Genomic DNA, 20,533 nt, shown 5'->3' with positions numbered 1-20,533 from the left:
CAGGTTCAAGGCGCAGAGCACCATGAAAAGAACAACAAACCACACCGCGGTCCTGCGGCCTCGTGCAGTGCCACTGGCCGTCAGCCTGGCACTCGGCGCAGCCAGCGCCCAGGCCGCCACTTTCAATATCGGGGAAATCGAGGGTCGTTTCGATTCGACCCTGTCCATCGGCGCCAGCTGGGGCATGGCCAATCCGGACAAGGCCTTTATCGGCAGCCGCAACGGCGGCACTGCGTCGACCCAGACTTCGGACGACGGCCGCCTGAACTTCAAGAAGGGCGAGACCTTCTCGAAGATCTTCAAGGGCATCCACGACCTGGAGCTGAAGTACGGCGACAGCGGCGTGTTCCTGCGCGGCAAGTACTGGTACGACTTCGAGCTCAAGGACGAACACCGCCCGCTCTACGACATCGACGACAGCCATACCGACAACGCCGCCAAGTCCTCGGGCGTGCAATTGCTCGACGCCTTCGTCTACCACAACTACAGCATCAGCGACCTGCCCGGCACCGTGCGCGCCGGTCGCCAGGTGGTCAGCTGGGGCGAAAGCAGCTTTATCCAGAACGGCATCAACAGCATCAACCCGGTAGACGTCTCGGCCCTGCGCCGGCCCGGCTCCGAGGTCAAGGAAGCGCTGATCCCGGTGAGCATGCTGTATTTCAACCAGGGCCTGACCGACAACCTGTCCATCGAGACCTTCTACCAGCTGCAATGGGAAAAGAGCGTCGCCGACAACTGCGGCACTTTCTTCAGCAGCGATGTGGCGGCCAAGGGCTGCGACACCAACATGGCGATCAACGGCAGCGACTTTGACCGCGATATCAACGGCACCGGCGTGCTCGGCGGCTACGGCTACGTGCCGCGGCTGAACGACAAGGACGCGCGTGACGGCGGCCAGTTCGGCGTGGCCCTGCGCTGGATGGTGCCGGAACTGAACGACACCGAGTTCGGTTTCTATGCCATGAACTACCACAGCCGCACCCCGACCAGCACCTGGACCGTCGGTCGTGGCGCGCTGGTCGACCCGGTCGGCGGCCTGGCCGGGCGCGGCGGGGTCAGCACCGCCCGCTATTACCTGGAATACCCGGAAGACATCCGTCTCTATGGCCTGAGCTTCAGCACCACGATGGGCGCCACGGCGGTAGCCGGGGAAATCAGCTACCGGCCGAACATGCCGATGTCGCTCAACGCCAGCGACGTATCGGCGGCGGCGACCCTCGGCGCCGCCGCCACCAACCCGCTGGTCAACGCCGGCCTGCCGATCTTCTCCACCGGCTTCGCCAGCTCGGCCTACGGCTCGCAGATCAACGGCTATGTGCGCAAGCCGTTCACCCAGGCCCAGGTCACCTTCACCCGCACCATCGACCAGTTGACCTTTATCGGCGCCGACCGCCTGACCCTGGTGGGCGAGATCGGCTACAGCCATATCGCTGACCTCGGCGCCACCGACGGCTCCGACCTGCGCTTCGGCCGCAGCAGTGTCTACGGCAACGGCCAGTTGGCCAGCGCCGGCAGTGCACCGCTGCTGGGCGGGATCTCCGGCAATGCCCTGTGCACCCAGACGGCCAACTCGGCCAACCCCGACCAGTGCACCAGCAAAGGCTTCTACACCGCCGACTCCTGGGGCTACCGCCTGCGCGCCGGGCTGGAATACGCCGACCTGATCGGTGGCGTGGTCCTGCGTCCGAACCTGTCCTTCGCCCATGACGTGGAAGGCTACGGCCCGACCTTCAACGAAGGCGACAAGTCGGTCAGCGTCGGCGTCGATGCCGAATACCTGAGCCGCTACAACCTGAGCGTCAGTTACACCGATTACTTCGGCGGCGACTTCAACACCAACACCGACCGCGATTTCCTCGCCGTCAGCCTGGGCGTGAGTTTCTGACGCCCGCAGTTCCGGAGGTAGAACATGATTCGCAATTCGTTGATCCGTGCTGGCGGCCTGGTCCTCGGCCTGCTGGCCAGCCAGGTGATGGCGGCGGTGTCCGAGCAGCAGGCTGCGCGCCTGGGCCAGGACCTCACCCCCATCGGTGCCGAAAAAGCCGGCAATGCCGACGGCAGCATCCCGGCCTGGAACGGCGGCCTGCCGGCCAGCACCGGCGCGGTGGATGCCGGTGGTTTCATTCCCAACCCGTACGCCGCTGAAAAGCCGCTGTTCGTCATCACCGCGCAGAATGCCGAGCAGTACAAGGCGCGCCTGACCCCCGGCCAGCTGGCGATGTTCAAGCGCTTCCCCGAGACCTACCGCATCCCGGTGTACACCACCCACCGCAGCGTCACCCTGCCGCCCAAGGTGTTCGCCGCGGTCAAGGAAAACGCCACCCGCACCACCCTCGCCGAGGGCGGTAACGGCCTCAAAGACTTCAATATGTCGATTCCCTTCCCGATCCCGCAGAGCGGCCTGGAAGTGATCTGGAACCACATCACCCGCTACCGCGGCGTGTCGATCCTGCGCAACACCGCGCAGATGAACCCGCAGGACAACGGCACCTACACCGTCAGCATGATGAAGGAGCAGTTCGCCTTCCCCTTCGGCCTGAAGGACTACGACGCGCAGAAGATGCAGAACATCCTGTTCTACTTCCGCCAGGAGATCCTCTCGCCGCCGCGCCGGGCGGGCAGCGTGATGCTGGTGCTGGAAACCCTCGACCAGGTCGCCGAGCCACGCATGGCCTGGATGTACAACGCCGGCCAGCGCCGCGTGCGCCGTGCGCCGCAAGTGGGCTACGACAGCCCCGGCGCCGAAGGCATGCGCACCTACGACGACTTCGACATGTTCAACGGCGCGCCGGACCGCTACGACTGGCAACTGGTGGGCAAGAAGGAGATCTACATCCCCTACAACAGCTACGCCCTGGATTCGCCGACGCTCAAGTACGACGACATCATTCGCCCGGGCCACCTCAACCCCGAGCACACCCGCTACGAGCTGCACCGGGTCTGGCACGTGGTGGCGACCCTCAAGGAAGGCAGCCGGCATATCTACAGCAAGCGCGACCTGTACATCGACGAGGACAGCTGGCAGATCGCCGAGGCCGATGCCTACGACGGGCGTGGCAACCTGTGGCGGGTCTCGGAAGGGCATGCGCGGTTCTTCTATGACCAGCAGTTCCCCTGGCTGACCGCCGAAACCCACTACGACGTGATCAGTGGCCGCTACACCGTCTCGGGCCTGCGCAACGAAGAGAAGAAGGACAGCTACGACTTCTCGCAGAACGCCAGCAGCAAGGACTTCACCCCGAATGCCTTGAGGGCTACCGGGATTCGTTGAGGCTGATGGCCTCATCGCTGGCAACGCCAGCTCCCACAGGGTTCTGGACCAGCCATAGCATCTGTGCTCGGCGCGGTCTCTGTGGGAGCCGGCGTTGCCGGCGATGGGGCCAGCACAAACACCACCACCCGACAGCCGGGCCTTTGCTTTCCGCCCTGATCCTTGCTCTAGTGCGCCCCTTCCCGTTTCTGGTGAATGCCCATGAAGTTGCATCAACTGCGTGCCATCGTCGCCATCTGCGAAAGCGGCAGCATCCAGGAGGCCTCGCGCCTGCTGCATATCTCCCAGCCGGCCCTGTCCAAGAGCATCAAGGAACTGGAGTCGGAACTCGGCGTGCCGCTGCTGGTGCGCTCCAATCGCGGCATCACCGCGACCTCCTACGGCGAACACCTGGTGCGCCGCGCCCGCCTGGTGGTGGAGGAAGTGCGCCGCGCCCGCGACGAAATCGAAACCCTCAAGGGCACCATGGACGGCCAGGTGACCATCGGTGTTTCACCGGTCACCCCCAGTCAGCAGTTCGCCGCCTGCATCCTCAGCTACCGCAAGCGCTACCCCAAGGTGCAGTTGCAGATCCACGAGCTACGTCCGGCCAAGCTCCTCGAAGGATTGCGCGAGGGCCTGCTCGACCTGGCCCTGACCTCGCACCCGCCGTCGCGCAGCGTCGAAGGCTTCGAATGGCATGAACTCTACGCCCAGCCCACCACCCTGGCGGTGCGCAAGGGCCATCCGCTGTCCAAGGCACGCTCCCTCGGTGACCTGCTCGATCTCGAATGGCTGCTGCCCGACGCCCTGGAAAGCTCCCTGGCCGGGCGCATGTTCGAGGAATACGGCATCACCCCGCCCAAACGCATCCTGGTCTGCGCTTCGGTGGTGCTCTACGCGGAACTGGCGGCCACCACCGATGCGGTGAGCTCCTGGTCGCGGCGGGTGTTCGACCTGCCGGTGGTCTCGGGCAACCTCGACATGCTGTCGATCGCCGAACACGTGCCGGGCACCGATATCTCCCTGGTGTGCCGCCCGCCCGAGCTGATGACCCGGGAAACCCAGATCATGGTCGACGACATCCTCTACGCCTTCAAACACCCGAGCACCCTGCGCTCGCCCCTCGATAACCAACCCTGATAAGCATGCCCATAGATCATTATTCAGCGCCCGGTGCCTGCGGCATCCTGCCCGCCTGACCACTGGAGGAACCCCTGCATGCCGTTCTCCCGACGTAACCTCGTATTGGTGCTGCTGATGAGCGTGATGGTCATCAGCGTGCTGGACAAAAGCATCTTCGCCTTCGCCGGCGCGCAGATCATCGAAGAGCTGAAACTGACCCCGGCCGAATTCGGCTTTATCGGCAGTGCGTTCTTCTTCCTGTATTCGCTCTCCGGCGTCGCCGTGGGCTTTCTCGCCAACCGGTTCCCCAGCCGCTGGATCCTGGTGGGCATGTCGCTGGTGTGGATGGTTTCGCAGCTGCTGGTCAGCGTCAGCAGCACTTTCATGGCCCTGGTTGCCAGCCGCCTGCTGCTCGGTGCCGGCACCGGGCCGGGCACGGCGGTGACCCAGCACGCCTGCTTCAAGTGGTTCGGCCCGACCGAGCGGGTAATGCCGTCGTCGCTGATCCAGGTGTCGATCATGCTCGGCGCCATTCTCGCCGCCGTCAGCCTGCCGTTCATGATCGCCCAGGTCGGCTGGCGCATGGCCTACCTGGCCCTGGCGGCACTCGGTCTGGTGTGGATGCTGCTGTGGCTGGCGTTCGGTCGCGAGGGTTCGCACAGCGATGCGCCGGCCGCGGCTCCCGACGGCCCGCTGCCTGGCTATCGTCGCCTGCTGCTCAACCGCACCTTCCTCTGCATCACCCTGGTCGGCTTCGTCGGCTACCTGCCCAATGCCCTGGTCTACAGCTGGGTACCGGTGTACCTGCAAAAGGGCCTCGGCCTGACCCCGATGCAGGCCGGCTACACGGTGATGTGCGTCACCCTCGCGGTGATCCTGTGCAACCTGCTGGTCTCGGCCCTGTCCCAGCGCGCCCTGAAGCGCGGCGCCTCGGTGCAGCAGGCGATGGTGGCGCTGCCGCTGGCCTGCTGCCTGGTCGCCGGGCTGGCCTTCGTGCTGATGAGCCAGGCCCACGGCCACCTCGCTGCGACCCTGGCGCTGTACGCCGTCGGTGCGGTGCTGATCAACCTGCTGCCGACCTTCGCCAACACCATCGTCGCCTACATCGCCCCCGAGGCCCGGCGCGGCTCGATGCTGTCGATCCATATCGGCGGCCTGACCAGCGCCGGCATGCTCGCGCCCTGGATGGTGGGGCAGATGATCGCCAGCAAGGGTGGTGATATCGCCCATGGCTTCGAGGCGTCGCTGGCGCTGATCGGCGTGGCGATCCTGATCTCCAGCCTGCTGGGCCTGTGGCTGGTGCGCCCGGCCTGGACCCGCGAGCAACTGGAAGCGCTCGAGCCTCGCCCGCAAGCGGTGCCGCAACCAGGCTGACCTGCGGCCTTTTCCCCTTTGACCTTCCCCTGCGGGCCTGCCTTGTGCGCTGGCCTGCCGGGCACCCTCATCCCGCGAAAAATGACTGGAGCCGTCATGACGTCCGCTGCCTGTTTCTCCCAGACCTACGCCCAAGCCCGGCAGACCTTCCTCAAGGCCTGTGCCGAGCTTGGTTTGCCTGTCGAATCGCACTTGCATCCGCTGCCGGGCGCGGAAGGCGAACAACTGGCGCTGGACGTGGCCCGCAGCGGTCCCGCCGATGCCGAGCATGTTCTGTTGATCACCAGTGGCTGTCATGGGGTGGAGGGGTTTTGCGGGTCGGCGGTGCAGATCGCCCTGCTGCGCGACGCCGAGTTCCAGCGCCAGGCCCGGGAGGCACGCTGTGCGGTGGTCTACCTGCATGCGGTCAACCCGTACGGGTTTTCCTGGTTGCGCCGCTGGACCCACGAAAACGTCGACCTCAACCGCAACTTCCGCGATTTCAGCCAGCCACGCGGGCACAACCCGGACTACGCCGAACTGCACCCGGTCATGGTCCCCAAGCGCTGGCCGACCTCGTTCGGCAACCGGCTGCGGCTCTATTCGTTCTTGTTGCGCAAGGGGCGCAAGCGCCTTCAGAAAGCCATTTCCGGCGGCCAGTTCAGCCACCCCGACGGGCTGTTCTACACCGGCGTGGCGCCGACCTGGAGCAACCAGACGGTGCGCGAAGTAGTGCGCCGCCATGGCAGCGCCTGCGAGCATCTGGTCTGGCTGGATATCCACACCGGCCTCGGTCCGAAAGGCCATGGCGAACGCATCTACTCCGGCCCTGGCGACTCGCCGATGCTGACCCGCGCCCGGCGCTGGTGGGGCGACGGGGTGCGCTCGTCGCAGGACGGCGAGTCGGTATCGGTGCCGCTGACCGGGCTGATGGTCTACAGCGCCCTGGAAGAATGCTCCCCAGCGCAGTTCACCGGCCTGACCCTGGAATACGGCACCTTGCCCGGCCAGCAGGTGCTCGACGCCCTGCGCGCCGAGCAGTGGCTGCACAACAATCCTCAGGCCGGGGCGGCGCAGCGCAAGCGCATCAAGCGCCAGTTGCGGGATGCCTTCTACGTCGATGAGCCGCAGTGGAAGGACGATGTGCTGCGCCAGGGGCGTGAGGTGGCCGGGCAGGCCCTGCGCGGCCTGATGGCCTAGGCCACCACGCGGTTGCGCCCTGTCTGCTTGGCCCGGTAGAGGTTGTCGTCGGCCTGCTTGAGCACCTGGGTGGCGCTGTCCAGTTGCGGGCTACGGCAGGCGATGCCGATGGACAGGGTGATGCGGCCGACGCCATCGATGGCCGCCGCTTCAATGCTGGCGCGGATGCGCTCGGCAATGGCCTGGGCGTTGGCCACATCGGTGTCTGGCAGCAACAGCACGAACTCCTCGCCGCCGGCACGGCAGGCCAGGTCGCCGCTGCGGGAATGGCGGGCGATGGTCGCTGCCACTTCCTTCAGGGCCAGGTCGCCGGCGTCGTGCCCGAAGCTGTCGTTGACCCGCTTGAAGAAGTCGATATCCAGCGCCAGCGCGGCGTAAGGCTGCCCGGTCTGGTCGTAGCGGGCGAGGGTGGCGTCCAGTGCGCGGCGGTTGGCCAGGCCGGTCATCGGGTCGCTCTGCGCCTCTTCGCTGAGTCGGCCGATCTTGTGCTGGATCATCCGCACGCTGGCGATCAGCGCCTGGCGGATGGCGGCAGGCTCCTTGTACCAGGCCTTGATCCGGCTCAACTGATCGATGGTCTCGGGCTGCGACAGGTGGGTGGCGTTGTCCGCCAGTTGTTGCAGTGGGCGGGTGATCCAGCGGGCGCCGATCCACAGCAGCAACAGCCCGACGATGCTGGCCGGCAGCAGGTCGAGGAACATGTCGCGCATCAGCCGGCCGAGGGTCGACAGGGCGATGCTGCGCGGCTGTTGCGCGACCACCGCCCAGTCGGCATTGGTCACCGGTGCGTAGCCGGCCAGCATCGGTATGCCCTGCTGGTTGTTCACCGCCATGCTGCCGTTCTCGCCGCGCAGGGCGGCGTCGACCGTGGCGCTGGTGTCGAGCACTTCGCCGATGCGCGTGTCATCCGGGTGATGGAGCAGGCGGCGGTGCTTGTCGGCGACGAAGGCGAAGGTGCCGTCGTGGTGGAAATGGCTGGAGATCAGCGTGCTCAGCGCGCTGTCCTGGCGGATGAACACCGCGCCGCCGATCACCCCGAGAAATTGGCCGTCGCGGTCGAATACCGGATGGGAAATGAACACCATCATGCGTCCCTGGGACGAGTGGTAGGCATGGCTGACCAGCGGCCTGCGCTGTGCCACGGCGCGCTGCATCTCCTCGGAGTCGAGGCTGCTGCCGACCGTCATCAGGCTGTGCGGATGGCTGTGCAGCACGGTGCCCTGGGCATCGGTGACCACCAGGGTGTTGAAGTCATCGTCCTGGGCTTGCAGGCGCTCGGCCTCGGCGTGCAGCAGGTGGGGGTCGCCGAAGTCGTTGGCCAGTTGTTGCGCGCTGTAGCCGAGATGGGCGTGGGCCGATTTGAGAAAGGCCTCGATGCTTGAGGCGACCTTGGCCGCGTAGGCGTGGTTGGCTTCGAGGGTGGCCTGGATCAGCGCATCGCGTTGCACGCCATAGGCTACCGCCAGGCTGTTGGCCAGGGTGGCCAGGGCCGAGAACAGGGCGAAGGCCAGCATCAGGCTGCGCAGGTCGAGGCGCCAGGAGGAGGGGAGTTTCATCGCGTGCGGGTCGTCCTGAGAGGGGGCACGCGATTCAGGATAGGCGGGATTTTATGTGTTGTGCTTCAGGGCCTCATCGCTGGCAAGCCAGCTCCCACAGGTATGGCATGCACCGGACCTGTGGGTGCTGGCTTGCCAGCGATGAGGCCCCAATGATCAACCGTGGTTCTTGCCCCGCAACGCGTGATACAGCTCGCTGTCGCCAAGGATCCCGACCACCTTGTTGTCATCCTGCAGCACCAGCTTGTTGCCGGTCTGGTAACGGATCTGCAAGGCATCGCGCATGCCGATGCTGGCGCTGACCAGGGTCGGCTTGCGCCCGAGGTCTTCCACCGCCTGCCCCGGCGCCCAGTTTTGCAGATCCAGGCCATTGGCACCCTGGCGCGCACCCTTGATCACGCCGTCGGCGAGGTCGAGCCAGGAGTCGCCACCCGGGTCGATGCACACCGAGCCATTGACCCGCTTGCAGTTGTCCAGGCTGCGCATCAGGCTGCGCCCGCACAGCACGTTGAGCGGGTTGGTGTGGGCGACGAAGGTGCGCACGTAGTCGTCCGCCGGGTTGAGCACGATCTCTTCCGGCTTGCTGTACTGGATGATCTTGCCGTCCTTCATGATGGCGATGCGGCTGCCCAGCTTCAGCGCTTCGTCGAGGTCGTGGCTGACGAAAACGATGGTCTTGCTCAGTTTCTTCTGCAGGTCCAGCAACTCGTCCTGCAGGCCCTGGCGGATCAGCGGGTCGAGGGCGGAGAAGGGTTCGTCCATCAGCAGGATATCGGCGTCCATGGCCAGCGCACGGGCCAGGCCGACGCGCTGCTGCATGCCGCCGGAGAGCTCGTCGGGCTTCTTGTTGCGCCACTGGGTCAGGCCCACCAGCTCAAGTTTCTCGTCCACCAGCTTGCGCCGTTCCTTTTCCGGCCGGCCCTGCATTTCCAGGCCGAAGCTGATGTTCTCGCGCACCGTCAGCCAGGGCATCAGGGCGAACTTCTGGAACACCATGGCGATGCGCTTGGTGCGCATCATCTTCAGTTCCGCCGGGGTGCAGTGGGCGATATCGATGTGGCTGCCTTCGTGCTCGACGAACAGCTTGCCGCGGCTCACGGTGTTGAGGCCGTTGATGCAGCGCAGCAGGCTCGACTTGCCCGAGCCGGACAGGCCCATCAGCACGCAGATCTCACCCTTGTTGATATCCAGGTTGGCCTTTTCCACGCCGACCACCAGCCCGGTTTTCTTCAGGATCTGCTCCCGCGAAAGGCCCTGGTCAAGCAGGCTGAGGGCCTCACGCGGTCGATTGGAGAAGATGACGTCTACGTCTTCGAAGCGAATGATGCTCATGCCTCACCCCTTACCTTTACATCGGGTTGTTTGCAGATACGGTCGAGCATGATTGCCAGCAGGACGATCGCCAGCCCGGCTTCGAAGCCCAGGGCGATATCGGCGGTGTTCAGTGCGTTGACCACGGGTTTGCCCAGGCCGTCGGCACCCACCAGCGCGGCGATCACCACCATCGACAACGACAGCATGATGCACTGGGTGACACCGGCCGCGATGCTCGGCATCGCATGGGGCAGTTCGATACGGGACAGCAGTTGCCGGCGCGAGCAGCCAAAGGCCTTGCCGGCGTCGAGCAGTTCCTGGGGCACGTCGCAGATGCCCAGGTAGGTCAGGCGGATCGGCGCGGCGATGGCGAACACCACCGTGGAAATCAGCCCGGGAACCACGCCCAGCCCGAACAGGGTCAGGGTCGGGATCAGGTAAACGAAGGTGGGGACCGTCTGCATCAGGTCGAGGACCGGGCGCATGGCGGTGTAGAACATCGGCTTGTGCGCGGCGAGGATGCCCAGCGGTACGCCGATGGCCACGCAGACCAGGGTGGCGAACATCACCTGGGCCAGGGTCTCCATGGTTTCCTGCCAGTACCCCAGGTTGAGGATCAGCAGGAACGAGGCGACGCAGAACGCGGTCAGTGCCCACTTGCGCTGGATCAGGTGTGCGCCCACCGCGATCAGGCCGATGAGGACGAACGGGTTGAACCAGGTCAGGGCCCCGGTAAAGCCGTGGATCATCCATTCCAGCGCCGCGGCGAAGGCATCGAAGTAATTGGCCCCGTGTTGCGTCAGCCATTCAACGAAGGCCGCGATGTGCTGGCCCAAGGGTATTTTTTGATCGATCAGCATGATAGCGAGCGTCCACCTGCAAGGAATCGGAAACACCCCGCGGCGGTCATGGCCGCCGCGGGGACGTGCTTACTGCGTGAGTTTGGCCTTGGCGGCTTCCAGGCCGGGCTTGCCGTCCACGGTGGTAACACCGGCCAGCCAGGTGTCGAGCACCTGCGGGTTTTTCTTCAGCCAGGCTTTCGCCGCGGCGTCGGGCTTCATCTTGTCGTCGAGCACGTTGCCCATCAGGGTGCTTTCCATGTCCAGGGTGAAGGACAGGTTTTTCAGCAGTTGGCCGACGTTGCTGCATTCCTGCACATAGCCCTTGCGGGTGTTGGTCAGGACGGTGGCCTTGCCGAAGTCGGGACCGAAGTAGTCGTCGCCTCCGGTGAGGTATTTCATCTTGAAGCGGGTGTTCATCGGGTGCGGTTCCCAGCCGAGGAAGACCACCGCCTTGTCGCGTTTCACCGCGCGGTCGACCTGCGACAGCATGCCGGCCTCGCTCGACTCGACCACCTTGAAGCCGGCGTCCTTAAGGCCGAAGGCGTTCTTGTCGATCATGCTCTGGATGGTGCGGTTGCCGTCGTTGCCCGGCTCGATGCCGTAGATCTTGCCGTCCAGGTCGCCCTTGAACTTGGCGATGTCGGCAAAGTCCTTCAGGCCCTTGTCATACAGCGCCTGGGGTACGGCGAGGGTGTACTTGGCGTTTTCCAGGTTGGCGCGGACGGTTTCCACGGTGCCGGCATCGCGGTACTGCTTGATGTCGTTTTCCATGGTCGGCATCCAGTTGCCGAGGAACACGTCCATGTTCTTGCCGTCGGCCAGCGACTTGTAGGTCACCGGTACGGAGATCATGGTGGTGCGGGTCTTGTAGCCAAGGGATTCGAGGACGGCACTGGTGACCGCAGTGGTGACGGTGATGTCGGTCCAGCCGACATCGGAGAAGTTGACCGTATGACATTGCTCGGGCTCTGCAGCCTGGGCCAGCGCGGGGATGCTCAGTAGCGCGGCCAGCAACAACGAGGGTGAACCTTTCATGAATGGACTCCTGGGTGTTTTTGTCGGATGTCCCGGGGACCGCCGTGCTTTATTAGGTGCATCGGTCGGTCCTGCTGCCTGACGACAGCGGGACGAGTGCCGTGCAATCGAGTCGATAACGATCATCCACCAGGGAAAAACAAACGCCTACAGGGTGCGTCGTAACCAGTACAGGCAGGGTCGCATCCAGTGCCGATGAGGTCGTTTATGGATTCATTGGCCCCGAGAAACCCCCGTTCAGCTGGCCGGGAACGCGAAAAACGGCGCTTTTCGACCACCGCCCGGGGGCGGCGTTGCTGGACAAGAGTGAGTCGGTTGCAGACGTCAGGGGTGCCGCCAAAAGCCTGATGATGCGCGGAATCGGCGGATCGCCGCCCAGTCAGCGTAGCAGCTGTGGCTCCCGTGTCCGGGGGGCGCGCACCTGCCCAATCAGGAGGTTCGTGGCCATGGCCATCAGTGTGTTCGACCTGTTCAAGATCGGTGTCGGCCCGTCCAGTTCCCATACCGTCGGGCCCATGCGCGCCGCGGCTTTGTTCGTCCAGGGGCTGCGTGAGCGCGGCGAGCTGGAGCGGGTGCGGCGCATCGAAGTGCGCCTGTATGGCTCGCTGTCCGCCACCGGTGTCGGACACGGCAGCGACAACGCGGTGATCATGGGCCTGATGGGCGAATGGCCCGACGCGATCGACCCTTCCACCATCGGCCAGCGCATCGCTGAACTGCGCGAAACAGACACCTTGCAGCTCGATGGTCGGCTGCCGGTGGAGTTCATCTGGAAGCGCGATATGCGCCTGCTGGACGAGAACCTGCCCTACCATCCCAACGCCATGACCCTGGTTGCCGAGCACGCCGAAGGCGAGCTGCACCAGGACACTTACTACTCGGTCGGCGGCGGCTTCGTGGTCGATGCGGCGCAGGCCGCCAGCGGCGTTCTGGACAGCGACAACACCGTATTGCCCTACGATTTCAACAGCGCCGCGGAGCTGCTCGAACGCTGCAAGCAAAACGACATGCGCGTGTCGCAATTGATGATGGAAAACGAGAAGACCTGGCGCAGCGAGGCGGAAATCCGTGCCGGTTTGATGAAGCTCTGGCGGGCCATGCAGGACTGCGTGGACAACGGCCTGAAATACGAAGGCATCCTGCCCGGCGGCCTCAATGTGAAGCGCCGCGCGGCCAAGCTGCACCGCAGCTTGCAGGAGCTGGGCAAGCCCAACGTGATCGGCTCGACCCTGAGCGCCATGGAGTGGGTCAACCTCTACGCCCTGGCAGTCAACGAAGAAAATGCCGCCGGCGGACGCATGGTTACCGCGCCCACCAACGGCGCGGCGGGGATCATCCCGGCGGTGCTGCACTACTACATGCGCTTCAGCGACAAGGTCAGCGAAGCCTGCGTGGTCGACTTCTTCCTCGGTGCGGCGGCGGTGGGGATCCTGTGCAAGAAGAACGCATCGATCTCCGGCGCCGAGGTGGGCTGTCAGGGCGAGGTCGGCTCGGCCTGCGCCATGGCTGCGGCAGGGTTGGCGGAGGTGCTTGGCGCCACTCCGGAGCAATTGGAAAACGCCGCCGAGATCGGCCTGGAACACAACCTCGGCCTGACCTGCGACCCGGTGGGCGGGCTGGTCCAGGTGCCATGCATCGAGCGCAACGCGATCGCTGCGGTCAAGGCCATCAACGCGGCGCAGATGGCCCTGCGTGGTGACGGCGAGCACTTCATCTCCCTCGACCGGGTGATCCGCACCATGCGCGATACCGGCGCCGACATGCACGACAAATACAAGGAAACCTCCCGCGGCGGCCTGGCCGTCAGCGCCATCGAGTGCTGATTTCGCTGCGCCTTTTTCGCCCATCCCTTCGAGTCAGCGCTGCCTTTTGGCGCGCTGACTCAGACGCCTCTCTCGACCTCTGTCACCATTTCCCACACTACTTGCGGTGACACTCCGGGGTGTCGTTTCTGGGCATCCCGTATCCGGGTGCTACCGAACTGCTCACGAAACATTCGGACATGCTTTGCGCCGCGCCTCTCCGCGCAGATTTCATGTCAATAAAAGCCGCTTTTTAGACATGTCGCGAGGTCGCTTTCAGGATTTATTGAATGCGCATTCAATTTCAGGCACGGCATTTGCGAGAGGAAATGCCATGCCCTGCAATCGAGTCGACAGGGTGCATAACAACAATGAGCCCAATGCCTGGGGCGCAACCTGCTTTGTGTGAGGAGAGATCGCGATGACGTCGTACAACTCCGGGACCCAATCCCAGACCCGCACACCCCAATCCATCGGCTTCCTGCTGCTGGACAACTTCACCCTCATCTCGCTGGCGTCTGCGGTCGAGCCGCTGCGCATGGCCAACCAGCTGTCCGGCCGCGAGCTGTACCGCTGGCACACCCTCAGCGTGGACGGTGGTCAGGTGTGGGCCAGCGACGGCTTGCAGATCACCCCTGACGCGGCGATGCACAAGGCGCCAGCGATGGACACCGTGATCGTCTGCGGCGGCATCGGCATCCAGCGCACCGTCACCCGGGAACACGTGACCTGGCTGCAGAGCCAGGCCCGCCAGTCGCGCCGTCTTGGCGCGGTGTGCACTGGCAGCTGGGCGCTGGCTTGCGCCGGGCTGCTCGACGGCTTCGATTGCAGCGTCCACTGGGAATGCCTGGCGGCGATGCAGGAAGCCTTCCCGCGGGTGAGCATGAGCACCCGTCTGTTCACCCTCGACCGCAACCGTTTCACCAGCTCCGGCGGCACCGCGCCGCTGGACATGATGCTGCACCTGATCAGCCGCGATCACGGCCGCGAGCTGTCGGCGGCGATCTCGGAAATGTTCGTCTACGAGCGCATCCGCAACGAGCAGGACCACCAGCGCGTGCCGCTCAAGCACATGCTCGGCACCAACCAGCCGAAGCTGCAGGAAATCGTCGCGCTGATGGAAGCCAACCTGGAGGAGCCAATCGACCTGGACGAGTTGGCGGTGTACGTGTCGGTGTCGCGTCGGCAGCTGGAGCGGCTGTTCCAGAAGTACCTGCACTGTTCGCCGTCGCGCTACTACCTGAAGCTGCGCCTGATCCGCGCCCGGCAACTGCTCAAGCAGACGCCGATGTCGATCATCGAAGTGGCCTCGGTGTGCGGCTTCGTCTCCACGCCGCACTTCTCCAAGTGCTACCGCGAATACTTCGGCATTCCGCCGCGTGACGAGCGTGTGGGTTCGAATACCGCGCAGCAGGTGGCGATGATGCCGATTCCGCAGGCGCTGGTGCTGTCGCCGATGGCCGGGCCGATGGCCGCGTTGAGCCAGGCGCGCAATGAGTCGACCTTTGCCAGTGTGAGGTTGTGATCGCAGCCTTGTAGTGCATTTGAGGGCCTCATCGCTGGCAAGCCAGCTCCCACAGGTTTTGTGTGCACCACGACCCTGTGGGAGCTGGCTTGCCAGCGATGAGGCCTTTTGGGTTTCTACTGATGAGTGGCCTTGAACTCGGCCAGTGCAGGCAACAACTGCTGCTCGATGGCCTGCCGCACCGCCGGCAGAATGGTTGCGCTACCGGTGTACATCTGCTCCACCATCCCTTTCAGCGCTTTCGCCTGTGGCGCATCCAGGCCGCGCACCGCGTGCTCGCACGCCTGCTCGGCACTGACGCCGGAAGGGGTCTGGAAACCCAGGGCCCGCAGGTGGCCCACGAGGTCTTCCTGATCGATCAAATCCGCATGCATCATGGCTGTTGTCCTTGTGGCATTTAGAAGTCGTGGGTCGATTCTGGAAGCGCCCGGCAGAGGGGGCAAGGACAGTTTGTCGCGATGGCCGCTTTACCTATGAACAGGTCGTTTTCGGCAAAATCGAGTGACGCGGGAGTGTGCAAACTGGGCTCATGTACAGATCAAGGGCGGTTTGGTCACCCCCTCTGGCACAGGTAGGTTGCTCGCTCTTTGCCCCGGCTGCGTCACGGCTTGCCGGGGCAATTTTTTTGTCTGATAGGGCCCAATCGCTGGCAAGCCAGCTCCCACACGCAACCTGTGGGAGCTGGCTTGCCAGCGATGAGGCCCTCAAGAACACCTACTTCGGTAATCCGATCACCCGCCCGACAAACTCCGCCGCCGGCAGATCCGCCTGCTTCGCGACAATCTCCTGCAACCGCTCGGCTACCTGCGGCGTGAACGGCGCCGATTTCGGCCCCGCCAGATCCACATGCAGGAGCATCTGCTCACTGGCCGCCAGCGCCTCGTCGAAGTCCTCGCGGTGCAGGCTGTGATACAGGTGCAGGCGCTTGCGATCAAAACCGATCACCTGGGTATTCACCCACACCTGCGTGTCCAGCTTCACTTCATGCAGGTAATTCAGGTGGCACTCCAGGGTGAACAGCGAATGCCCGCTGGCCTCGCGGTTGGCGCCGTCCAGGCCGATGCGCTCCATGAACGCATCGGTGGCATAGCTGAAGATCAGCAGGTAGAAGGCATCGCGCAGATGCCCGTTGTAGTCGACCCAGTCCGGCAGCACCGGGGTGCGGTAGGTGGTCAGCGCAGGCATCGCGGTCTCCTTAGTCGCTGAAGTTCAGGCCATGGCGGGCCTTGGTGGTTTTCACCGCGTCGAGCACTGCCAGCAGGCAGTCATCACGATAGCGCTCCAGCGAGGCGATGCTGCGTTCGCCGCGTTGCTCGCTGGTGCCGTCGACCACCGCGTCGATCAGCTCATCGGTCAGCTCGGGTGCTGGGAGGTAGGTCCAGGGCAACTGCAGCGCCGGGCCGAACTGGGCCATGAAGTGACGCATGCCCGCGTCGCCTCCAGCCAGGGTGTAGGTCAGGAAGGTGCCCATGAACGACCAGCGCAGGCCGGCGCCAAAGCGGATCGCGTCGTCGATCTCGCCGGTGGTGGCCACGCCGTCGTTGACCAGGTGCAGCGCCTCGCGCCACAGCGCTTCGAGCAGGCGGTCGGCGATGAAGCCGGGGACTTCCTTGCGCACGTGCAGCGGCTGCATGCCGAGGGCGCTGTAGACCTGTTTTGCCGCCTCGATGGCCTCTGGCGCGGTGTTCTTGCCGCCGACGATTTCCACCAGCGGCAGCAGGTACACCGGGTTGAACGGGTGGCCGACGATGCAGCGCTCGGGGTGGCTGGACGACTCGTAGAATTCGCTCGGCAGCAGGCCCGAGGTGCTGGAGGCGATCAGCGCGTTGGGCTTGGCCGCCGCGCTGATCTTGCCGTGCAGGTCGAGCTTCAGTTCCAGCCGCTCTGGCGCGCTTTCCTGGATGAAATCGGCGTCGCGCACGCATTCCTCGATGGTCGCCACGAAGCGCAGGCGCGATTGAGCTGCGCCGGGTTTCAGGCCCTGTTTCTCCAGGGCCGGCCAGGCGTTGGCGATGCGCTTGCGCAGCGCTTCCTCGGCGCCGGGGGCCGGGTCCCAGGCGACCACGTCGAGGCCGTTGGCCAGGGCGCGGGCGACCCAGCCGCTGCCGATCACACCGCTGCCGAGGGCGGCGAAGGTCTTGATATCAGTGATAAAGCTCATGAAATGCTCCAGGGATCAGCGACGGGTCAGGTTCATTTTGGCGCGGCCTTCGGCGGGGCTGAGCACCCTGGCGCCCAGGCGGTGAAGGATTTCGGCGGCGCGTTCGACCAACTGGCCGTTGCTTGCCAGCACGCCTTTTTCCAGCCACAGGTTGTCTTCCAGGCCGACCCGCACGTTGCCGCCGAGCAGCACCGCCTGGGCCGCCATCGGCATCTGCATGCGACCGATGCCGAAGCCGGCCCAGGTCACGTTCGGCGGCAGGTTGTCGACCATGGCCTTCATGGTCGCGGTATCCGCCGGGGCGCCCCACGGGATGCCCAGGCACAGCTGGAACAGCGGGTCGTCGAGCAGGCCCTCTTTCATCATTTGCTTGGCGAACCACAGGTGGCCGGTGTCGAAGATCTCCAGCTCGGCTTTCACCCCCAGTTCGGTGATGCGCTTGGCGCCCGCCCGCAGTTGGGTCGGGGTGGACACGTAGATGCTGTTGCCGTCGCCGAAGTTGAGGGTGCCGCAATCCAGGGTGCAGATTTCCGGCAGCAGTGCCTCGACGTGGGCCAGGCGCTCCAGCGGGCCGACCAGGTCGGTGCCGGCGCCGAATTCCATGGGCATCTCGCCGGGACCGATCTCCAGGTCGCCGCCCATGCCGGCGGTGAGGTTGACGATGATGTCCACGTCGGACTCGCGGATGCGCTCCATCACCTCGCGGTACAGGTTGACGTCGCGGCTGAAGCGGCCGGTCTCGGGATCGCGGACATGGCAGTGGACCACGGTGGCCCCGGCCTTGGCCGCTTCCACGGCGGCCTCGGCGATCTGTTTCGGGGTGACCGGGACGAAGTGGCTCTTGCTGGCGGTGTCGCCGGCGCCGGTGAGGGCGCAGGTGATGATGACGTCGTGGTTCATTGCGGTTTCCTTCAGGCGTGTCTGGGCTTCGTTGCCGTGATTGGCATCGAGGTCTTGTGGTGTTTGGGAGGGCCTCATCGCCGGCAATGCCGGCTCCCACAAGGTTTGCGGTGCATGCAATTCCTGTGGGGGCCAGGTCTCACACAAGGTCTGCGCTGCATGCAGTACCTGTGGGAGCCGGCGTTGCCGGCGATAGCGGTCTGTCAGTTAGCGGTGAGCTTGAGATTGTCGGCAGCCGGCTGGCCATCGAAGGTAGTCACCCCTTCAAGCCAGCGCGCCTTGTCCTGGGGATGGTCCTTGAGCCACTGCCGCGCCGATTCCAGCGCGTCCTTGTGATCCAGCAGCGGCTGCATCATCCGGCTCTCATCCTCGGCGCTGAAGGTCAGGTTGGTCAGCAGCCGGCTGACGTTCGGGCAGCGCTGGGCGTAGTCCGGCGCGGTCACCGTCCACACCGTGGCGCGGCCTTCGTCCGGGCCGAGGGCGCCTTCGCTGCCGCTGAGGTATTGCATGTCGACGTTGACGTTCATCGGGTGCGGCGCCCAGCCGAAGAACACCACCGCTTCCTTGCGCCGTACGGCGCGGTCGACGGCGGCGAGCATGCCGGCCTCGCTGGACTCCACCAACTGGAACTTGCCGAGGCCGAACTGGTTCTTGCTGATCATCGCCTTGATCTGGGTGTTGGCGCCGGAGCCCGGCTCGATGCCGTAGATCTTGCCGCCCAGCTCCTTCTCGAATTTGTGGATGTCGGCGAAGGAGGTCAGGCCCTTGTCGGCCAGGTACTTGGGCACGGCGAGGGTGGCGCGGGCGTCGTTCAGGCTGGGCGCGTCGAGCACCTTGACCTGGCCGGCGTCGACGAAGGGAGTGATGGTCTGGGTCATGATCGGGTTCCAGTAGCCGAGGAACATGTCCAGGCGCTGGTCACGGATGCCGGCGAAGATGATCTGCTGCGAGGCACTGGTCTGTTTGGTCTGGTAGCCGAGGCCGTCGAGCAGCACCTGGGTCATGGCGCTGGTGGCCATCACGTCGGTCCAGTTGACGACGCCCAGGCGGACGTTCTTGCACACGGCTGGCTCGGCGGCCATCACGTTGCTGCTGAGGATTGCGGTACCGACGAGCATCAAGAGCGAACGACTGATCGATTGCATGGTGGCTCCTCCAACGGCAGTTCTAATTGTTATGGGGGGCGGCTTCTGCGAGCCGTGAAGCACAAATTACGCGGGGACGGCCCGGTGAAATCGCACTGTGGCGACCGGCACTTGCACAGTGGCGACCTGGGGAGTATTAACCGATGTTTCCCGGCCAGCGAGTCGCCCGCATGCTTCAGGAATTCCACTTTCTGCTGTTACCCGGTTTCTCCGCCCTGGGCTTCATTTCGGCGCTGGAACCGCTGCGGGTGGCCAATCGCTTTCGCCCCGGGCTGTACCGCTGGCGGGTGCTGAGCCTGGATGGCGGGGCGGTGCTGGCAAGCAATGGCATGTCGGTCAACGCCGACGGCCCGCTGGAGCCGCTGGGCAAGGGCGCGACGCTGCTGGTGGTGGCCGGCTTTGAGCCGTTGCAGCATTACGGCCCGGCGCTGACGCACTGGCTGCGCAAGCTGGATCACGAAGGCGTGGTGCTCGGCGGTATCGACACCGGCACCCTGATCCTCGCCGAGGCGGGCCTGCTCGACGGCCACCGGGTCACCTTGCACTGGGAGGCGCTGGAAGCCTTCAAGGAGCGCTACCCGCGTCTGGAGGCGACCCAGGAGCTGTTCGAAGTGGACCGTCGGCGTATCACCTCGGCGGGCGGCACTGCGTCCATCGACCTGATGCTCGACCTGATCGGCCAGGCCCATGGTGCCGAGCTGGCGATCCAGGTCTCGGAGCAGTTCGTGCTCGGCCGCATCCGCCCGCGCCAGGACCACCAGCGCATGCAGATAGCCTCGCGCTACGGCATCAGCAACAGCAAGCTGGTGCAGGTGATCGGCGCCATGGAGCGCAACACCGAAGCGCCGCTTAATACCCTGGAACTGGCCGAATCGATCCAGGTCAGTCGGCGCCAGCTGGAGCGCCTGTTTCGCCTGTACCTGAACGACACCCCGAGCGGTTTCTATCTGCGTCTGCGCCTGGACAAGGCGCGGCAGTTGCTGCGCCAGACCGGGATGAGCGTGCTGGAAGTGAGCATTGCCTGCGGCTTTGATTCGCCGTCGTATTTCACTCGGAGTTATCGGGCGCGGTTTCAGTGTTGTCCGCGGGAGGATAGGCGGGCGCTTGGGACTGGTTAGGGGCCCTTCGCGACGAGAACGATTCCGAGAGCGGCAAGGACCCTGTGGTAGCAGGCAAGCAGATTGATGGTGTGACTGCTGGCCCCATCGTCGGCAACGCCGACTCCCACAGGGTTCCGGTCCAGACACTACACCTGTGCTTGACGCGGTCTCTGTGGGAGCTGGCCTTGCCAGCGATGAGGCCGGCAAGAACAACACAGATCAGCA

Annotated in this window: 17 protein-coding genes; 8 read left to right on the top strand and 9 right to left on the bottom strand. The window is 64.9% G+C overall.

Features of this window, described 5'->3' with window-relative positions:
• Positions 1-22: 22 nt before the first annotated feature.
• From ACODSK_RS09645 to ACODSK_RS09625, 5 genes are all read left to right on the top strand, one after another.
• Positions 23-1,885 carry a DUF1302 domain-containing protein gene (locus ACODSK_RS09645; protein WP_489015651.1) on the top strand — a complete coding sequence of 621 codons (1,863 nt, stop codon included), beginning with the start codon at positions 23-25 and terminating at the stop codon, positions 1,883-1,885.
• Positions 1,886-1,909: 24 nt separating this feature from the next.
• Positions 1,910-3,271: a DUF1329 domain-containing protein gene (locus tag ACODSK_RS09640; protein WP_489015649.1), complete on the top strand. Its 1,362-nt coding sequence runs from the start codon at positions 1,910-1,912 to the stop codon at positions 3,269-3,271.
• Positions 3,272-3,472: 201 nt separating this feature from the next.
• Positions 3,473-4,393, top strand: a complete 921-nt coding sequence (locus tag ACODSK_RS09635) for a LysR substrate-binding domain-containing protein (protein WP_489015647.1) — start codon at positions 3,473-3,475, stop codon at positions 4,391-4,393.
• A 78-nt stretch (positions 4,394-4,471) separates the two neighbouring features.
• A complete protein-coding gene (locus tag ACODSK_RS09630) occupies positions 4,472-5,749 on the top strand; it encodes an MFS transporter (RefSeq protein ID WP_489015645.1) in 1,278 nt (425 codons plus the stop codon).
• A gap of 96 nt (positions 5,750-5,845) precedes the next feature.
• Entirely contained in the window at positions 5,846-6,928 is a 1,083-nt protein-coding gene (locus tag ACODSK_RS09625; RefSeq protein ID WP_489015644.1) for a M14 family metallopeptidase, read from the top strand.
• On the opposite strand, the gene ACODSK_RS09620 is transcribed toward ACODSK_RS09625, so the two are convergent.
• The 4 genes from ACODSK_RS09620 to ACODSK_RS09605 all read right to left on the bottom strand — a co-directional run bounded on the left by ACODSK_RS09620 (position 6,925) and on the right by ACODSK_RS09605 (position 11,675).
• Positions 6,925-8,484: a diguanylate cyclase gene (locus ACODSK_RS09620; protein WP_489015643.1), complete on the bottom strand. Its 1,560-nt coding sequence runs from the start codon at positions 8,482-8,484 to the stop codon at positions 6,925-6,927. The two genes, ACODSK_RS09625 and ACODSK_RS09620, sit on opposite strands and share 4 nt — an antisense overlap.
• 156 nt (positions 8,485-8,640) lie before the next feature.
• Positions 8,641-9,816, bottom strand: coding sequence for a choline ABC transporter ATP-binding protein (gene choV, locus ACODSK_RS09615; protein WP_489015642.1), 1,176 nt, complete (start codon positions 9,814-9,816; stop codon positions 8,641-8,643).
• A complete protein-coding gene (choW, locus tag ACODSK_RS09610; RefSeq protein WP_489015801.1) occupies positions 9,813-10,661 on the bottom strand; it encodes a choline ABC transporter permease subunit in 849 nt (282 codons plus the stop codon). Before choW ends, choV begins: the two co-directional genes overlap by 4 nt.
• A 66-nt stretch (positions 10,662-10,727) precedes the next feature.
• Positions 10,728-11,675, bottom strand: coding sequence for a choline ABC transporter substrate-binding protein (locus ACODSK_RS09605; protein ID WP_489015640.1), 948 nt, complete (start codon positions 11,673-11,675; stop codon positions 10,728-10,730).
• Between the two features lie 446 nt (positions 11,676-12,121).
• On the opposite strand from ACODSK_RS09605, the gene ACODSK_RS09600 reads away from it, so the two are divergent.
• Together ACODSK_RS09600 and gbdR are read left to right on the top strand one after the other, a co-directional pair.
• Positions 12,122-13,498, top strand: a complete 1,377-nt coding sequence (locus ACODSK_RS09600; protein ID WP_489015638.1) for an L-serine ammonia-lyase — start codon at positions 12,122-12,124, stop codon at positions 13,496-13,498.
• Between the two features lie 400 nt (positions 13,499-13,898).
• Positions 13,899-15,002, top strand: coding sequence for a choline metabolism transcriptional regulator GbdR (gene gbdR / locus ACODSK_RS09595; RefSeq protein ID WP_489015637.1), 1,104 nt, complete (start codon positions 13,899-13,901; stop codon positions 15,000-15,002).
• Positions 15,003-15,118: 116 nt separating this feature from the next.
• On the opposite strand, the gene ACODSK_RS09590 is transcribed toward gbdR, so the two are convergent.
• The 5 genes from ACODSK_RS09590 to choX all read right to left on the bottom strand — a co-directional run bounded on the left by ACODSK_RS09590 (position 15,119) and on the right by choX (position 19,208).
• Positions 15,119-15,379: a hypothetical protein gene (locus ACODSK_RS09590; RefSeq protein ID WP_489015635.1), complete on the bottom strand. Its 261-nt coding sequence runs from the start codon at positions 15,377-15,379 to the stop codon at positions 15,119-15,121.
• A gap of 337 nt (positions 15,380-15,716) precedes the next feature.
• Positions 15,717-16,187: a thioesterase family protein gene (locus tag ACODSK_RS09585; protein WP_489015634.1), complete on the bottom strand. Its 471-nt coding sequence runs from the start codon at positions 16,185-16,187 to the stop codon at positions 15,717-15,719.
• A 10-nt stretch (positions 16,188-16,197) separates the two neighbouring features.
• Positions 16,198-17,163: an L-carnitine dehydrogenase gene (locus ACODSK_RS09580; RefSeq protein WP_489015633.1), complete on the bottom strand. Its 966-nt coding sequence runs from the start codon at positions 17,161-17,163 to the stop codon at positions 16,198-16,200.
• Between the two features lie 15 nt (positions 17,164-17,178).
• Positions 17,179-18,063, bottom strand: a complete 885-nt coding sequence (gene cdhC / locus ACODSK_RS09575; RefSeq protein WP_489015632.1) for a 3-dehydrocarnitine:acetyl-CoA trimethylamine transferase CdhC — start codon at positions 18,061-18,063, stop codon at positions 17,179-17,181.
• Positions 18,064-18,266: 203 nt separating this feature from the next.
• On the bottom strand, positions 18,267-19,208 hold the full coding sequence (gene choX, locus ACODSK_RS09570; protein WP_489015630.1) for a choline ABC transporter substrate-binding protein: 942 nt from the start codon (positions 19,206-19,208) through the stop codon (positions 18,267-18,269).
• A 170-nt stretch (positions 19,209-19,378) separates the two neighbouring features.
• Between choX and ACODSK_RS09565 the strand changes: the two genes are divergently transcribed.
• Entirely contained in the window at positions 19,379-20,326 is a 948-nt protein-coding gene (locus ACODSK_RS09565) for a GlxA family transcriptional regulator (RefSeq protein WP_489015629.1), read from the top strand.
• The last annotated feature ends 207 nt before the right edge of the window (positions 20,327-20,533 follow it).

This window comes from Pseudomonas sp. FG98 (assembly GCF_057808595.1).
Note: the sequence above shows the minus strand (reverse complement) of the source record. Positions and strands in the feature narration are given on the sequence as shown.

Coding starts and splice junctions, on each gene's coding strand:
- cdhC (WP_489015632.1), bottom strand. CDS start 18,063: ATGAACCACGACGTCATCATCACCTGCGCCCTCACCGGCGCCGGCGAC.
- ACODSK_RS09630 (WP_489015645.1), top strand. CDS start 4,472: ATGCCGTTCTCCCGACGTAACCTCGTATTGGTGCTGCTGATGAGCGTG.
- ACODSK_RS09640 (WP_489015649.1), top strand. CDS start 1,910: ATGATTCGCAATTCGTTGATCCGTGCTGGCGGCCTGGTCCTCGGCCTG.
- ACODSK_RS09635 (WP_489015647.1), top strand. CDS start 3,473: ATGAAGTTGCATCAACTGCGTGCCATCGTCGCCATCTGCGAAAGCGGC.
- ACODSK_RS09600 (WP_489015638.1), top strand. CDS start 12,122: ATGGCCATCAGTGTGTTCGACCTGTTCAAGATCGGTGTCGGCCCGTCC.
- ACODSK_RS09580 (WP_489015633.1), bottom strand. CDS start 17,163: ATGAGCTTTATCACTGATATCAAGACCTTCGCCGCCCTCGGCAGCGGT.
- ACODSK_RS09585 (WP_489015634.1), bottom strand. CDS start 16,187: ATGCCTGCGCTGACCACCTACCGCACCCCGGTGCTGCCGGACTGGGTC.
- ACODSK_RS09605 (WP_489015640.1), bottom strand. CDS start 11,675: ATGAAAGGTTCACCCTCGTTGTTGCTGGCCGCGCTACTGAGCATCCCC.
- ACODSK_RS09625 (WP_489015644.1), top strand. CDS start 5,846: ATGACGTCCGCTGCCTGTTTCTCCCAGACCTACGCCCAAGCCCGGCAG.
- choV (WP_489015642.1), bottom strand. CDS start 9,816: ATGAGCATCATTCGCTTCGAAGACGTAGACGTCATCTTCTCCAATCGA.
- ACODSK_RS09565 (WP_489015629.1), top strand. CDS start 19,379: ATGCTTCAGGAATTCCACTTTCTGCTGTTACCCGGTTTCTCCGCCCTG.
- ACODSK_RS09620 (WP_489015643.1), bottom strand. CDS start 8,484: ATGAAACTCCCCTCCTCCTGGCGCCTCGACCTGCGCAGCCTGATGCTG.
- gbdR (WP_489015637.1), top strand. CDS start 13,899: ATGACGTCGTACAACTCCGGGACCCAATCCCAGACCCGCACACCCCAA.
- choX (WP_489015630.1), bottom strand. CDS start 19,208: ATGCAATCGATCAGTCGTTCGCTCTTGATGCTCGTCGGTACCGCAATC.
- ACODSK_RS09590 (WP_489015635.1), bottom strand. CDS start 15,379: ATGATGCATGCGGATTTGATCGATCAGGAAGACCTCGTGGGCCACCTG.
- ACODSK_RS09645 (WP_489015651.1), top strand. CDS start 23: ATGAAAAGAACAACAAACCACACCGCGGTCCTGCGGCCTCGTGCAGTG.